This window comes from Devosia sp. GW821-FHT12F11, from assembly GCF_058806655.1.
The window spans coordinates 192480-207016 of record NZ_JBXAPX010000005.1 but is presented as its reverse complement, the minus strand read 5'-3'; the positions used below and the strand labels follow the sequence as shown (position 1 = coordinate 207016).

The 14537-nt window shown below is 65.2% G+C and carries 17 protein-coding genes; 14 read left to right on the top strand and 3 right to left on the bottom strand.

The features are described 5' to 3' along the window. Nucleotides 1–3: 3 nt before the first annotated feature. Nucleotides 4–1212 carry an NnrS family protein gene (locus tag AC1ROK_RS16460; RefSeq protein WP_492848802.1) on the bottom strand — a complete coding sequence of 403 codons (1209 nt, stop codon included), beginning with the start codon at nt 1210–1212 and terminating at the stop codon, nt 4–6. A 130-nt stretch (nt 1213–1342) separates the two neighbouring features. Between AC1ROK_RS16460 and AC1ROK_RS16455 the strand changes: the two genes are divergently transcribed. Next, complete coding sequence (locus AC1ROK_RS16455) at nt 1343–1606, top strand: DUF1858 domain-containing protein (protein ID WP_492848800.1); 264 nt, start codon at nt 1343–1345, stop codon at nt 1604–1606. Here the strand turns inward: AC1ROK_RS16455 and AC1ROK_RS16450 are convergent. Then, nucleotides 1545–2255 carry a Crp/Fnr family transcriptional regulator gene (locus tag AC1ROK_RS16450; protein ID WP_492848798.1) on the bottom strand — a complete coding sequence of 237 codons (711 nt, stop codon included), beginning with the start codon at nt 2253–2255 and terminating at the stop codon, nt 1545–1547. The genes AC1ROK_RS16455 and AC1ROK_RS16450 overlap by 62 nt on opposite strands. A gap of 181 nt (nt 2256–2436) precedes the next feature. Here AC1ROK_RS16450 and AC1ROK_RS16445 point away from each other — a divergent pair, with 181 nt between their 5' ends. From AC1ROK_RS16445 to copD, 4 genes are all read left to right on the top strand, one after another. Then, nucleotides 2437–2874: a pseudoazurin gene (locus AC1ROK_RS16445; protein ID WP_492848796.1), complete on the top strand. Its 438-nt coding sequence runs from the start codon at nt 2437–2439 to the stop codon at nt 2872–2874. A gap of 153 nt (nt 2875–3027) precedes the next feature. Beyond that, the gene (nirK, locus tag AC1ROK_RS16440) at nt 3028–4173 is read left to right on the top strand and encodes a copper-containing nitrite reductase (protein WP_492848794.1); all 1146 of its coding nucleotides are present in this window, start codon (nt 3028–3030) and stop codon (nt 4171–4173) included. Between the two features lie 18 nt (nt 4174–4191). Continuing rightward, complete coding sequence (locus tag AC1ROK_RS16435) at nt 4192–4587, top strand: copper resistance protein CopC (RefSeq protein ID WP_492848792.1); 396 nt, start codon at nt 4192–4194, stop codon at nt 4585–4587. A gap of 15 nt (nt 4588–4602) precedes the next feature. After that, nucleotides 4603–5478 (top strand): copper homeostasis membrane protein CopD, encoded by an 876-nt coding sequence (copD, locus tag AC1ROK_RS16430; RefSeq protein ID WP_492848790.1) that lies wholly within the window; start codon nt 4603–4605, stop codon nt 5476–5478. A gap of 26 nt (nt 5479–5504) precedes the next feature. Here copD and AC1ROK_RS16425 read toward each other — a convergent pair whose 3' ends face one another. Next, nucleotides 5505–7550, bottom strand: a complete 2046-nt coding sequence (locus AC1ROK_RS16425) for a sensor histidine kinase (protein WP_492848788.1) — start codon at nt 7548–7550, stop codon at nt 5505–5507. A gap of 77 nt (nt 7551–7627) precedes the next feature. Between AC1ROK_RS16425 and AC1ROK_RS16420 the strand changes: the two genes are divergently transcribed. The 9 genes from AC1ROK_RS16420 (at nt 7628) to AC1ROK_RS16380 (ending at nt 14462) form a co-directional block, all read left to right on the top strand. After that, the gene (locus tag AC1ROK_RS16420) at nt 7628–8341 is read left to right on the top strand and encodes a response regulator transcription factor (protein ID WP_492848786.1); all 714 of its coding nucleotides are present in this window, start codon (nt 7628–7630) and stop codon (nt 8339–8341) included. Between the two features lie 402 nt (nt 8342–8743). After that, the gene (locus AC1ROK_RS16415; protein WP_492848784.1) at nt 8744–10144 is read left to right on the top strand and encodes a hypothetical protein; all 1401 of its coding nucleotides are present in this window, start codon (nt 8744–8746) and stop codon (nt 10142–10144) included. A gap of 121 nt (nt 10145–10265) precedes the next feature. Then, nucleotides 10266–10703 carry a hypothetical protein gene (locus tag AC1ROK_RS16410; protein WP_492848782.1) on the top strand — a complete coding sequence of 146 codons (438 nt, stop codon included), beginning with the start codon at nt 10266–10268 and terminating at the stop codon, nt 10701–10703. 14 nt (nt 10704–10717) lie between these two features. Beyond that, on the top strand, nt 10718–11149 hold the full coding sequence (locus AC1ROK_RS16405) for a hypothetical protein (RefSeq protein WP_492848780.1): 432 nt from the start codon (nt 10718–10720) through the stop codon (nt 11147–11149). A gap of 64 nt (nt 11150–11213) precedes the next feature. Continuing rightward, nucleotides 11214–11957, top strand: a complete 744-nt coding sequence (locus tag AC1ROK_RS16400; protein ID WP_492848778.1) for a DUF6065 family protein — start codon at nt 11214–11216, stop codon at nt 11955–11957. 386 nt (nt 11958–12343) lie between these two features. Then, nucleotides 12344–12463 (top strand): LuxR C-terminal-related transcriptional regulator, encoded by a 120-nt coding sequence (locus AC1ROK_RS16395; RefSeq protein ID WP_492849249.1) that lies wholly within the window; start codon nt 12344–12346, stop codon nt 12461–12463. 223 nt (nt 12464–12686) lie between these two features. Continuing rightward, complete coding sequence (locus AC1ROK_RS16390; RefSeq protein WP_492848776.1) at nt 12687–13397, top strand: response regulator transcription factor; 711 nt, start codon at nt 12687–12689, stop codon at nt 13395–13397. 273 nt (nt 13398–13670) lie between these two features. Beyond that, on the top strand, nt 13671–14039 hold the full coding sequence (locus AC1ROK_RS16385; protein ID WP_492848774.1) for a hypothetical protein: 369 nt from the start codon (nt 13671–13673) through the stop codon (nt 14037–14039). A gap of 186 nt (nt 14040–14225) precedes the next feature. Continuing rightward, complete coding sequence (locus tag AC1ROK_RS16380) at nt 14226–14462, top strand: helix-turn-helix domain-containing protein (RefSeq protein WP_492848772.1); 237 nt, start codon at nt 14226–14228, stop codon at nt 14460–14462. Nucleotides 14463–14537: the final 75 nt, after the last annotated feature.

The window sequence follows — 14537 nt, the reverse complement described above, 5'->3', positions numbered from 1 at the left end:
AGGCTAGCGCCGGGAGGCGCTCAGCAGCATCGGCGCGTGTTCGGCGACGAACAGCCCGAAGGCGGCAAGCCACATCAGCCCGCTCAGCAGCAGCACCAGGTGGTACGCCTCGGGGACCGCCTCGGCGAGCGGGCGCAAGATGGCCGCCAGCAGCAGGCAGGCATAGGCCGCGGTGGTGGCAGCCGAGGCGGCGAGCGGCCGGCCGGTATGCCCGCGGCTCGCCCGCGCCATCACGGCGAAGGTGGTGAGCCCGATCACCCCGACGGTCAGCACATGCAGCGCCGAGGCCGGCGACACCAGCCCCAGGCTCGCCAGCGCCAGCATGGCGAAGCCGGCCGGCAGGAAGGCGTAGGACAGATGCAGCATCAGCAGCAGCGGCTCCCGCCACGTGGCGAGACCCTGCCAGCGGGCGAGGCGGACGACGTGGACCAACGCGGCCGCGGCGCAAAGCGCGGCGGTCGCAGCGGCATCCGGCCAGAGCGCCCAGGCGGCGCCGGCGAGCAGCGCCAACCCCACCGCCAGCTGGTCGAAACGGCCGACCGACGCGGGCAGCCGCTTCGCGCTGCGCTTGCTGAGATAGTTGCGGGTAAAGCTGGGGATGATGCGGCCGCCGATCAGCCCGACCAGCATCACGTAAAGCGCCACCGTCAGGCGCAGCACTGCCGATGGATCGGCGTCCCAGGCCAGCGTCAGGTGATAGCCGAGGTTCAGCAGCGCCAGCCCGGTGATGGCGGCCGCCACCCGCAGGTTCTTCCAGTTGCGGCCGCTCACCACTTCGCGGACGACGACGAAGGCCAGCGCCGGCAGGAACAGGCAATCGAGCCCGGCGCTCGGCAGCTCGCCGAGCAGTTGCGGGGCCAGGCCGGCAAGGCGCCCCACCAGCCACAGTCCGGCAAGCCCGGCCAGCGGCGCGCCCGAGACCGGCAGCCGGCCAGTCCAGTTGGGGACTGCGGTCAGCACGAAGCCGGCGAGCGCCGCCGTGCCGTAGCCGAACAGCATTTCGTGGGCATGCCAGGCAATCGGCCCCTCGCTGCCCCCGATGCTCCAGGCGCCGCCGAGAGCCCCGATCCAGAGCCCCATCGCGACGAGGGCGTGGAGGCCGGCGAGCAGAAAGAACGGCCGGAAGCCATAGGACAACAGCGCCGGCCCCGAGCGGGCGATGCCGCGCGGCATCGGTTTGTGCGGGGACGTGCGGGGCGCAATGATCAGCATCGGCAGGGACCTTCCGGGCGGCGATTGACGTCTGTGTGCCCGATCGGACGCTTTTCGTCTTTGCGCTGGCACAAGGTAACGGGCGCTGCCGCGGCCTAGCCTCTCCCCGGCGCAGCGGAGGTCAGCGGCGATGCAGAACGAGCTCGACGGCCTGTCGGTCCGGCAGGTCATGACACGGTGGCCGGAGACCACCAGGGTGTTCATCGCCTGGCGAATGCACTGCATCGGCTGCCCGATCGCCGACCTGCATCGGCTGGAGGATGCCGCCGCCGAACACGGCTACGCAGCCGAGGCGCTCGAGGCCGCCCTGCGCGCCGTCATCGCCGGCCGCGTCAGCCCAGCAGCCCCGGCTCGATCCCGTCGGCGATCAGCAGCAGGCGATGCGGATCCTTGACCATCAGCTTCTGCCGGCCGGTGTCGACAAGGCCGGCATGCTCCCAGGCGGTGAGTATGCGCGATACGGTGTGGAGCGTGGTACCGGCCATCTCGGCCAGATCCTGCTTGGAAATCGGGAAATCGATGCGGATGCCGTTGGCCTCGCGCACGCCTGACTGCTGCGCCAGCCGCAGGACGGTGTGGCCGACCCGCCGCTCGACCGCTTCGGTCGCCATCTCGCGGACGCGCGACTGCGCCTCGAGCAGCCGCTCCCCGATGACCCGAATGGCGCTCGCCGCAAAGCTCGGGTAGCGCTCGACCAGCGGCTCCCACTGTTCCATCGGCCAGTTGAGCGCGATGCTCTCGACCACCGCGGTGGCGGTGCCCGGATAGCTGCGGAGCCTGAGGGCGCGGGCGATGCCGAAGATATCGCCCGGGTTGACCATGCGCACCACCACCTGCTCGCCGGAGGCCGTCAACTGCGTGACGCGCAGGCGGCCGTGCAGCAGCACGCTGAAATGCGATGCGACACCGCCCTGCTCGAACACCACAGCGCCGACGCCGTAGCGGCGGCTCGCGGCGCTCTCCAGCACCTCGGCGATGTCGGCCTCGCTCAACCGCGCGAAGGGCGGCAGTTGCTTGAGGACGCTGTGATGAGGAACCAGCATGAGGCGGACCCGCTGAACAGTGTTACGCGCGCGGCCGGGGCCGCAATGACAGCATTGCTAGTGCCCCAATCACTGCACCTGCCGTTTGCGCCAGATCAAAGTGACGTGCGCGGTTCGCTCCTAAGAAGACCTCGTCATCGGCAAGCGGTGACCAAAACAGGCTTCGACAGGAGAAACGAAAATGAAACTTGCGGGTTTGGCAGTCGGCATCGCCCTCGTCTTGGCAGCCGTTCCTGCCCTTGCGGCCGATGTCGCGGTCGAGATGCTGAACAAGGGCGACAAGGGCGCCATGGTGTTCCAGCCCGACCTGGTGCGGATCGCCGTCGGCGATACCATCACCTTCACCTCGGTGGACAAGGGCCACAACGTCGCGGCGATCCCGGCGATGCTGCCGGCAGGCGCCGAGCCGTTCAAGAGCAAGCTCAGCGCGACCTTCACCCAGACCTTCACGGTGCCCGGCATCTACGCCGTCCGCTGCGACCCGCACTATGCCATGGGCATGGTGGCGCTGGTGGTGGTGGGCGACGACCTCTCGAACCTCGATGCCATCAAGGCCGCCAAGAACCCCAAGAAGCCGCAGGAGCACTTCGAGGCGCTCCTTGCCGAGCTCGGCGAGTAGGCCAATCCCGGGCTGGGGCGAGGCCTTCGGCCCCGGCCTGAGGCCTCCCCGTCCGGACACCCAGGAAAGCGGGCCGGCCGGAGGGCATGCAACCTCCAGCCGAGCCTGACGAACACTCCGACTGAACATCCACTCAACAAAGGCAGGACGACAATGACAAAGCGCAATGACACCACTGCTCACGACGAGGACCGGGTCGATCTTTCGCGCCGGCACCTGTTGGCCGGAACCGCCGGGCTGACGCTGGGCGCCATGGCGGCTCCCGCCCTGGTTGCGGCCGAGGACCACGCCGCGATGCCGGCGACCGGCGCAGTTCCCACCAATACGCTCAGCGGACGCCTCTACGACATCAACGTCCACAACGGCGTCGCCGACATCGCGCATGATCCGACCAACATCCCGCCGCCCATCACCCGGCGCACTCCCGAAACGGTGGTGGTCGAACTGGAGACCGTCGAGGTCGAGGCCCGGCTCGATGAGCGCACCACCTACCAGTTCTGGACCTTCAACGGCCGCGTGCCGGGCCCGTTCGTGCGCGTTCGGGTGGGCGACACCGTCGAGGTGCACCTCAAGAACCACGAGAACAGCATGATGATGCACAACGTGGACTTCCATGCGGTGAACGGCCCGGGCGGCGGCGCCGGGGCCACCATGTCGAACCCGGGTGAGGCCACCCACTTCACCTTCAAGGCGCTCAACCCCGGCCTTTACGTCTATCACTGCGCGGTAGCCCCGGTGGCCATGCACATCTCGAGCGGCATGTACGGGCTGATCCTTGTCGAGCCTGAGGAAGGGCTGCCGCCGGTCGATCGCGAGTTCTACGTGATGCAGGGCGAGATCTACACCGAAGAAAGCTTCGGCACCGCCGGCCTGCTGACCCAGAGCTACGACAAGCTGATCAACGAGAGGCCGGAATATTTCGTGTTCAACGGCCATGTCGGCGCCCTCACCGACCACTATCCGCTCAAGGCCAAGGTCGGCGAGACCGTGCGCCTGTTCTTCGGGGTCGGCGGGCCGAATTTCACCTCGTCGTTCCACGTCATCGGCGAGATCTTCGACAAGGCCTACCAGCTCGGCTCGGTCACCAGCCCGCCGATCGAGAACGTGCAGAGTATCTCGGTACCGCCCGGCTCGGCCAATATCGTCGAGTTCAAGCTCGAGGTCCCCGGCCGCTATGTGCTGGTCGACCACGCGCTGTCGCGCGCCGAGCGCGGGCTCGCCGGCTACCTGATCGTCGAAGGCGAGCCCAACCCCGAGGTGTTCGACGCGCCTCCGAACCCCAATGCGTCGGGCCACTAAGCCCGCAAGGAGATCGCGATGACATTGCCCAGGCCACTCCGCCTCGCCTATCTCGCCTGCGCCACCGCGGCGCTGGCGCTCGCCGCCGGCCCCGCCTTCGCCCATGCCAAGCTGTTGTCCGAGGTGCCTGCTGCGGCCGACGCCGCCGCCGTCACGGCGGCGGCTGCCGCCCCCGTCACCGAGCTGCGGCTCACCTTCTCGGAGGCGCTCAACGCCGCGTTCAGCAAGGTCGCTGTCGTCGACGCCGCGGGCACCGTGCACGAGGCGAGCATCGGCCTCGATGCCGCCGATGCCAAGGTGCTGGTGGTGAGCTTTGCCGTGCCGCTCGCCGCCGGCGAATACACCGTCAACTGGACGGCCGTTTCGGACGATGGACACAAGGTTGCCGGCAGCTACAAGCTGAACGTCACCTGAGGCTCTGGAGGGGCAATGGAGACAGCACTTTCGATTGCCCGCTTTCTCCATTACTCGGCGGCGATCCAGCTGTTCGGCACGGCAGTGTTCGAAACCTGGATCGCCCCCAAGCCGCTCAGCGACAGCCTGCTCTCCACCTCGCGGCGGATCGCCCTGTTCAATGCCTGGCTACTGCTCGCGAGCGCCATCGCCTGGCTGGGCCTCGCGGCAGGCAGCATGGGCGATGGCTGGGCCGATACCCTCAACCCCTCGGTGATCGCGCTGGTGCTGACCGGCACCAGCTTCGGCCACGCCTGGATCGTCAACTTGCTGTTGTCCGCGCTGGCGGTCGGCATCGCCCATGCACTTGGTCCGCGCCGCGGCGGCGCCCTCGCCCTCGGCGCCACCCTCAAGCTCGCAGCTTTGGCCTTTGTCGGGCATGCCATGACGGCATCGGGGATGCTGGGCCTGCTCAGCCAGGCGAGCCAGGTGGTGCACCTGCTCTCCTCCGGTTTCTGGTTCGGCTCGCTCCTGTCGGTCGTGCTGCTGCTGCGCCAGATCGGCGACCCGCGCTACACCGCGCACGCCGATCTGGCGCTACGGCGCTTTTCCGGCCTCGGCCACGCTGCCGTGGCGCTGGCGCTCGGCAGCGGCATCGCCAATAGCTGGTTCGTGCTGCACGATGTGGAGCTGAGCTTCGGCTCGACCTATCAGCTGCTTCTTGCCCTCAAGGTGGGGCTGGTCGGCAGCATGTGCCTCATCGCCATCGTCAATCGCTACGTCTTCATGCCCCGGATCCCCAAAGGCATCGAGGGGGCAAGGCAACTACGGGACGGCACGGCAGCCGAACTCGTCATCGGCACCATCATCATCGCCATCGTCAGCGCACTGGGCATCCTGCCGCCGGACTGAGAACCCCGGGCAAGCGGCACGTCGCGCTACGATGACCCGAGGGCCTGGTTGCCACCTGGCTGGGTCTCAGGCGCCTGCTGCTCGCCGATCGGCAGCCACAGGCGGAATGTCGATCCGCTCGCGTCGCTGGCCTCCAGCGAAAGATCGCCGCCGTGCTGCCGGGCGATCTCTCTCGAGACGTATAGCCCAAGGCCTGAGCCGCTCGCCCGCTGCCCGGCTGCACGGTAGTACTTCATGAAGATGAATTCGCGGTCGCCGGGAGCAATGCCCGGCCCCTCGTCCGTCACCGTCACCAACGCCTTGCCCTGCTCCCCCGACAGCCGGACCGTCACCAAGCCGGGCGCGGTCGAGTATTTCAGGCCGTTCTGAATCAGGTTCAGCACCACGATCTCGAGCAGGTTGCGGTCGCCCTTTACCGACGCCGGTTCGCCATAGGCGAAGCGCAGGCGAGCGGCGGCTTCGCCATCAAGGCCGGCCTCGACGGTCGCGAGCACTTCGTTGAGATCGAACGTCTCGACCGTGGTGAGCGGTGCATACCCGGCATCGAGGCGCTCGCCGGTCAGGACGTTTTCGATCAGCATCGACATTCGTTTGACCGTCTGGCGGATCTTGGCGGCGCGTTGTCCGACGTGATCGCCTCGTTCCGTCGCGGCCAGCGACAGATTGTCGGCAGCTGCGGCGATCACCGCGAGCGGCGCGCGGAACTCGTGCGAGACCAGGGCGACGAAGTTCCGCTGCTGCGCCAATGCATCGTTGACGGCGTCGAGCGATTGCTGGAGCTTCACTTCCAGCAACTGACGCCGCTCCACCTCCTCCTGCAGCGAGGCATTGCTTGCGGCAAGCGCCGCGGTCCTCTCGCTGACCTTGAGCGTCAGCTCCTGCTCGGCGGATCGAGACAGCGCGATCGTGCGGTCCTTCTCCTCACTCAGACTGCGTTCGGCAAGCTGCGTGCGCTTGGCAACGGCGGCGCTGAGCAGGATCAGGTGGATGACCGTTCCCCCGGCGAGGAACCGGGACAGCGAACCATCCAGCAGCAGCGGATTGGCTCCGGTATACATCGTCTGCATCACCAGCAGCACAGCGATCACGGAAAGAAAGGCGACGAACGACAGGATGTATCGATCCTTCCGGCGCACGATGAGCAGGTAGAGCACGAAGAGCGCTATGAAGATCAGCGAAAACTGCTGCAACCGCGACACGTAAGACGCGACGTCGCCGTAGCGCCCTGCAATCGAAAACCCCAACGCGACGACGTTCAGCGCAATCACGAGCTGGGAGAATCTGGCTGCCCAGATCCAGTTGCTGCGAAACTCGAACAACCGATCGAGGAACAGCATCATGGTGATGCTGTAGAGACAGACGATAATGCCCCAACTGAGATGTATGGTCTTAGCATCCCAGAACTGCAGGATCTCCGACGCGTACCCCATGTGAAACACGCTGATCAGGCAGGATGTCACCAACAGGGGAACGTAAATGGCGTACAGGGAGTCCTTCAGCCAGACTGCGTAGAGCAGGTTGGTGAGGATCATCACGAAGATGGATCCGACCACCATGGCCATGATCCAGTCGTCCAGTCTTCGATGCTCCGCGTACCCTTCGGCCTGCCAGATGTTCAGCGAGGTTGTCATCGAGGTCGAAGACTGTAGACGGACATAGTAGTCGGCCGCCGCGGGCGGCACCTCGATGGGAAAGATGGTCGGGTAGGCGTCTGCCCCCTTCCTCTCGCTCGGATGGATGCGGCCGGGAGCCGAACTCACGAAATGTCCCGCTCCATCGGGGACGTAGAGCGTGACACTCTCAAGCAGGGGGCGTTCGATCTGCAGCAGCCACTGCCCCTGGCCAGGGGGAGCCGACAGCGAGAACCGCACCCACAGGGCGCCCTTCCGGTAACCTTCCGTGAGCATCGCCGGGATCGGTTTGAACTGAAGATCCGGGCGCCCGCCGGCGACATCGTCAACGGTCAGGGTGCCGGTCGGATCGGCAAGAATGGCGAGAGAGCCGCCGAGCGAGCGTGGCGCCGCCAGACCATCGGTTGCCTGCAACGAAAGTGCATAGGCCGGCTGCTGCACTACGCATGCAAACAGAATGGACAACGCAACGAATAGGTGGAATCGAATATCAGGACGCTCGGCATGGGACTTTTTTAATGACAGGGCAAGAACTTAAGCAAGCTGCCTCGGCGGCCGGTCCCCTCGTCTATCTGGTCGATGACGATGGCGACCTGCGTGAGGAAATGGTGCTGGGTCTGTCGAGGCTCGGTCTCGAGGTGCAAGGATTTCACAACGCGGGCGCGCTCTACAGGGCATATGCTGCCAGGGCCCCCGACATCGTCATCCTCGACATTGGGCTCGATGGCGAAGACGGCCTGTCGGTCGCCACGCACCTGCGCGCCTCGCGCTCGGTCGGCATCATCATGGCGACAGCCCGCGGTTCCATCGACGATCGCGTCAATGGCCTCAGGACCGGCGCCGACGCCTACCTGGTCAAACCCGTCGATGTGCGTGAGCTCGCCGCGACGGTACTGTCGCTCAGTCAACGACTGGCCAAGCTTCCCGCGGCCGCCGTCCCGGCGGTCGCGAACTGGGCCCTCGAAGAGGGAGGCTGGGTTCTGTCCGACGGCATGGGGCATCGCCTTCGCCTGACCATCTCGGAGCAGCGCTTCCTGGGACGGCTGTTCAGCGAGCGCGGCAGGACGGTCGAACGACGCGCCATCGTCGAGGCGATGGGCGCCGATGTGTATGACTTCAACTATGCCCACCTCGACACCATCGCGAGCCGGCTGCGCAGGAGGGCCGAAAGGTCCGGCATGCAGCTTCCGCTGCATGCCATTCGCGGCCAGGGCTTCGCGTTTACCGAGTAGCATCCGCCGGCGCCGCGCTCCTGTGTGCACGGCAACCCCGGCATGGGCGCGATAACCTGCCTCACGAGCCGAGGCTACCCCAACATGTCCTGTCTGCATTTCGTGCCGAGCCCCTCTCGTCGAGCGTGGCCGTCGGCACTCGCGCCGTGGGCAATTTTGCAACACAATTACGACATCCTTTCTCCTTCAGTAAAGGCCCGCGCGCCATAGTACTGATAAGGTGACATGACGTGTCAGGAACTGACAGGAAACGACAGTTGCCGACATTGCTGTGAATCTACTGAGTTCATACTGATTGTGTTCAGATGGGGCTCGAAACGAAACCGATCACACAACGCACCATTACCGCCGCGGCGGGCAATGAGCATGATTCGGAACGTTATTAACTAAGGATACAAGTCAATGAGGCCAAAGACGCTCGTATTGGGTCTGAATGCAGCGCTGCTGCTTTCGACTGCTGTCATCGCGGCGGATCCTGCCGCACCTGCTCCCCTCGTGATCGAAGAAGAGCAGCCGCTGTTCACGCTGTCGATCCACGGCGGCGTCACCGCATTCGGCATCCCCGACACCGCCCCTGTGGGTGTGACCAACGATGGCGACGCGGGTACGCTCGGCGATGTCGATCTCTTCGAAGGCCTCGACAACCCGCTCTATGGCGGCACGATCGGCATCGACATGAGTGCGCCCATCAACGGTGACGGCACCTCGATCAACTTCTCGGGCTTTGGTTCGTTCGTGACGCGCGACGGCGGCCAGTCCCGCACGCTCAACGAGGAGCAGTATCTGGTGGTTCATGGTCCGAACATGCCCACCGGGCAGATCGACCTCGACACCATCGATCTCGACGTGGACAATGTCGGCACGACCACCAGCGATTGGGGCGATGCCACGGCAGGAGTCAACGCCGGCGGCGGCCTGGCAACCGGTACTGGCACACTTCTTGGGCCGGCCTACAACGTCGCCAGCAACGCCGATGGTTTCGTCCTCTCCGGTGCGCAGGGCGACTACGGCACTTACGCGTTTGGCGTCATTGCCACGACGGAGGGCGTCGTCTTCCTCGGCTCCGGTGAGCTGCAGGGGACCAAGATCGACACCGACGTCACCCAGGACCTGGCCTATGCCGGCGGCGACATCACCGTGTCGCAACGCACCACCCCCGACGATAGTGGCGTGGCCTTTACGGTCTATGGCGGCCCGAGCTTCCGCTACATGGGGACGGAAACGACCACCGACACGACCATCCAGGTCAACCAGGACTACTTGAATACCGACGTCTTCCAGTACCCGACGTTCAACATGAACACCGTCGAGAATATCGACACCTACTACGCAGGTGCGGTGTTTGGCGGCAACGTCGATCTCGACGTGTGGACCGGCGCAAAGCTGTCGCTCGGCCTCGGCGCTGGTGTGTACTACGCCTCCTCGTCGTATGACTCCACCACCGAAGCCTCGATCTTCGGCGGCCTCGGCGGCGTTGGCGGCACCGTCGACGAAAGCGTGACGAGCAACTTCGGCCTCGATCCGGAAGAAGGCTTTGCCTACACCCTGAAGGGCAGCAGCACGTTCTCGGCTGATATCAGCGACAACATGCAGATCAACTTCGGGCTCGGCGCGGAATATATGTCCCGCGTTGCCACTACCCGCTTCGTGGGCGAGGACGGAGCCGTTCTCACCGCCGACGGCAACGGTGTCGACGACGCCGATGGAGACTACAACGACGCCAACGCCACCGGCGGCACCGTGCTCGCCTTCGGCGATGCCTGGTCGTTCAAGGCGACTGCCGGCCTGACCGGTCAGTTCTGATCTACCCGTGTGGGGGTCGCGCCAGGCGACCCCCACACTTCCTCAGCAATAACGGAGGCGCATTTAACCGCACCATAGTTGACGTCACACGATGGGGGGCCATCCAGTGAGGAAAGAAACCATGCCTAAGCGCAGTCTACCTCTGTCTCTCTCGACCACCACGATTGTCATCCTGTTGGCCGGCGCCACCAGTCCGGCAATGGCGGCGTCAGTGGTGAAGTCACCGATCTTCGATCAGTACGTCCGTGAATGCATCCTGATCAAGGATGGGTCGGTCCGCGCCTATATTCCCAAGCTCGTCCGCTCCGGCAAGACCGGGCCGCTTGCCACACCGTGCGATCCGGCGACCGAGATCGAAATTGTCTTCCGTGACTACAACCTTCTGCACAGCAGTGGCGGCGGCGGCGGCGGTTCGCGGGGACCAGCTGGTCCCGCAGGCCCGCCGGGCAACGACGGTCCAGCTGGACCGCCGGGTAACAATGGTCCTGAAGGGCCAATCGGTCCGCCGGGCAACGCGGGGCCTCCGGGTCCTCCGGGTCCTCCGGGCGCGGATGGCTGATGGGGAGGACAATCATGCGAACGCTCCCCCTCTCCGCGACGACGATCGCCGTGCTTCTGACCGGCATCACGCCGGCTGCCATGGCCGCGGGTGTGCACCAGCACCAGGTGTTCGACGAGTACGTGCGCAAGTGCGTGCTGGTGGCGGACGGCTCGGTTCGAGCCTACCTCCCCATGCTGATCAAGCGAGGCGCCAAGGGGCCACTGGCCACGCCCTGCCGTCCGAAGCTCGAAGTCGAAGTCGTCGTCGGCAACGACAAGCGACCGCCGACGTCCGGCAGCGGCGGCAGCGGGAGCGGATCAGTCGGCCCAACCGGCCCGAAGGGTCTGGATGGCGCCCCAGGCCCGCAGGGCCCCGACGGCGCCTCCGGCCCCGAGGGGCCCTCCGGAGAGAATGGGCCCGCGGGACCGGAGGGCCCTCCAGGGCCGCCGGGCAACTCGCCATAAGCCAGGCCTGGGGCGGGAGACTGCCCAGGGTCATTTCGTTTCCACCTGGCCTGCCTGGACCGACATGACCACGAGACTGACCTGCTACCGCATTCATGACACCGCTCCCGAAATGGTGCCGGGCAGCCCCAACCGCTGGTGGATGGAGTTCACCGACCAGCGCTTTGCTTATCGCTGCACTCCGTTGACCGTCGCGAACACATCGGGCTGGGAACTTCTCAGCCCGCGCAGTTTCATGGCCACCTGGAACGGCGGCTTCCGCCGCGAGGATATTTCGCTGTCGCCGCTCGATGGCGGCGGCAGTCTCCAGAATTTCGTCTCGTCGCACTTCCAGCACGGCATCCTCACCTTTCACACCGGCTACCTGTTCCGGACCGATCCCGGCTGGGGCATCTTCTGTCGCGGCGCCCCCAACACGCCCAAGGACGGCATCGCACCGCTCGACGGGCTGATCGAGACCGACTGGCTGCCCTTTACCTTCACCATGAACTGGCAGTTCACCCGCCCGGGCAGCGTCACCTTCATGAAGGATGAGCCGTTCTGCTTCATCACGCCGATGCCGCACCTGGCGCTCGACGAGATCAAGCCGATAATCAAGCCGCTTGCTGCGAACCCCGAGCTCGCGGCCGAGTACAAGGCCTGGAACGAATCCCGCACGGCGTTCAACTCGCGCCTGGCCGCTTCTGACCCAGAGACCGTGAAGGAGGCGTGGCAGCGCTTTTACCTCCACGGCAGCATGAATGGTGGGCCCGCCCCCGCCACTCACAAGCACAAGCGCCGCCTCGCTAATCCCGTGAAGGAAGGTTGATGGACTCGACCGAACCAGGGATCCAGCCGCGATCGGAAGGTTTCCATCCCTTCAGTCGCCGATTGAAGCCCCTAAGTCGCAGGCCTCAAGGCAGATGACGTGAACAACCTGCCCGAAGGTAAAGGCTGGCTGTGGATTGTGGTCATTCTTGCTCTGATAACCGGACTCTCAATCGGTTTCCTGATCAATCCGGTGGGCCGGTAGCAAGGCGTGATGTGTTGATCGAGATCGTGCAGAAGTTGCTCTTTTGGATCCTTGTCGCGGGTGCGTTCGCGGCCGCTTTCAGCCTGGTCACGGGGATGCGTTAGGCGATCTGCAATCTGCGCCATAGCGTCAGGGCCGGCATCTTGATTGATGTCACCAGGCTCACCTTCCGCGAGCAGCAGGTGTTGCAACTTGTGGTCGCGGGAAGTTCGAACAAGCGAACCGCGGCCGAGTTCGAACTGTCGCCCCGCACCGTAGAGGCGCACCGGCGCCACATCCGGCGCGCAGTTCGGCGCCTGTAACACCGTCGAACTGGTCCGACGCGCGCTCGAGCCATAGCCGCTGCACCGGTGCCAACGCGCCGTCGCTACCGCAATGGTGACGAAGCGAGCCGTGTGGCCTTCATGGAGGCGGCGCGACGGGCCAACTGTCAGCCCGTTGTCAGCTGCACAATGGCACGCTCCCCCGGTGCTGGTGCGGAGCAGCCGGACCCCACCAGGGCCGGCGGTGGAATTGGGGGCATAGTTGACTATCAACGCTCGCGGGCAGCTCGAGCCGGCGCCCTCCCTGATCTATGTTGTCGATGACGATGCCGATTTGCGGGAGGAAATGATCCTTGGCCTGTCGCGCCTAGGACTGGATGCTCACGGCTTTCACAGCGCCGCGGCGCTCTACCGCGCGTTTGCCGCCAAAGCCCCCGATATTGTCGTGCTCGACATCGGTCTGGACGATGAGGATGGACTGTCGGTAGCAAGCCATCTGCGCGCCCTGTCGTCGCTCGGAATCATCATGGCCACCGGCCGGGGTTCGATAGAGGACAGAGTTCAGGGGCTGCAGGCAGGCGCGGATGCCTATCTGGTCAAGCCCGTCGACCTCAGGGAACTCGCCGCAATCGCGGTTGCACTCAACCAGCGCCTGAGCGATCGCCGAACATCGCCGTCACCCAAGCATCCACGTTGGACGCTCGAGCAAGGCGGCTGGGTGCTGAGCGACGGCATGGGACATCGCCTCCGGCTGACCACGTCTGAGCAGCGCCTGCTCGGATGCCTGTTCAGCGCACGCGGCGAGATCGTTGAGCGACGCGCCATCATCGAGGCAATGGGAGGGGACGTCTATGACTTCAACTACGCCCACCTCGACACCATAGCCAGCCGGTTGCGCCAACGCGCGAAAAAGCATGGCATGACACTACCCCTGCACGCAGTTCGCGGCCTGGGCTTCGCCTTCACCGACTAACTCGCAAGCAAGCGCCCCAGGTGGATCGATGGCATCGCCTTCAGCGTAAGGGACACCCATCCGGACGCATCGTCGCTGCCATCCGCCTGGACCTTACTGTCCGATCGACGGCATCGGGCAGGATACAGGCTCGTCTTCCCAACAGCAGGACGTCGTCTCGCAGCCCGGATCGATGTCATCAGGTGATAGCAGGTGAATGGATGTGCAGTTGTTGCAGTCGGAGCACCGGCGTATCTTCCAGTCTCGAGTCTGTAGCAGGGACAAAGGCACCGGATGGCAGCTGTTCTACTTACCTCTACTTTGGTCGTCGCCAACACGTCTGGCGCGGGCGCCGGAACGCTGGACGTCATCTCCCGCGTCGCCGTCGCAGGGATGGCGGGCATCCGGGTAGACGATGCCGGCAATGGTTCCGGTATCGAGGCGGCTGACGTAGCGGGGGAAGATTATGGGCTGCCTGTAGAGACGGCCGGCTCAGGGATTCTCGATATCGGTGTGATCGGCGCGACGACGCCGAGCCCAGGCGACGCGGTTTACCTCGCCGCGCGGAGCTGCCCGGCGAAAGCCATGCCAGTCACCAGCCTCGAGCATCCCGGCGAAGGCCATAGCCTGGGCGGTCGGGCCAGCCTGCGCATCACGTGGTAGATCGCCTCCGCGAAGCGGCGCGCTCGGATCACATTACTTCCACCGAGGGTATGGGAGGCCCGATAGATTTGCAGTTACGCAAAAGCCAGGCGATGTTTTTTGTAGTCGCACTCATTTCGATTGGATTGTTTGCCTTCGGCCTGATCGTCTTGGCCAACCTTCACTTGCCATCCAGGTACTATTGAGATGGATGGGCGCGATCTACTGTCTGACGCGCACGCCGCGACAAGACTTGTCGGCCTCAGTGTCGCAACAGTCGAGCGGCTGTTGATCATGGCAACGCTCGACGCCGTCGGCGGCAACCGGACACACGCGACCAGGATGCTCGGCGTCAGCGTTCGCACCCTGAGAAACAAGCTGGCCCTCTACGCTCGGGACCAGACGGAAGAGCATCGCGAGCTGGCCTCGCAATCGCACGACTGACCGAACTCGCGGTTACCACCCACCCACAGGTAGCCGCGCCGCCAGCGAGAGGTAGCGTCCACAACCGCCTCTCGC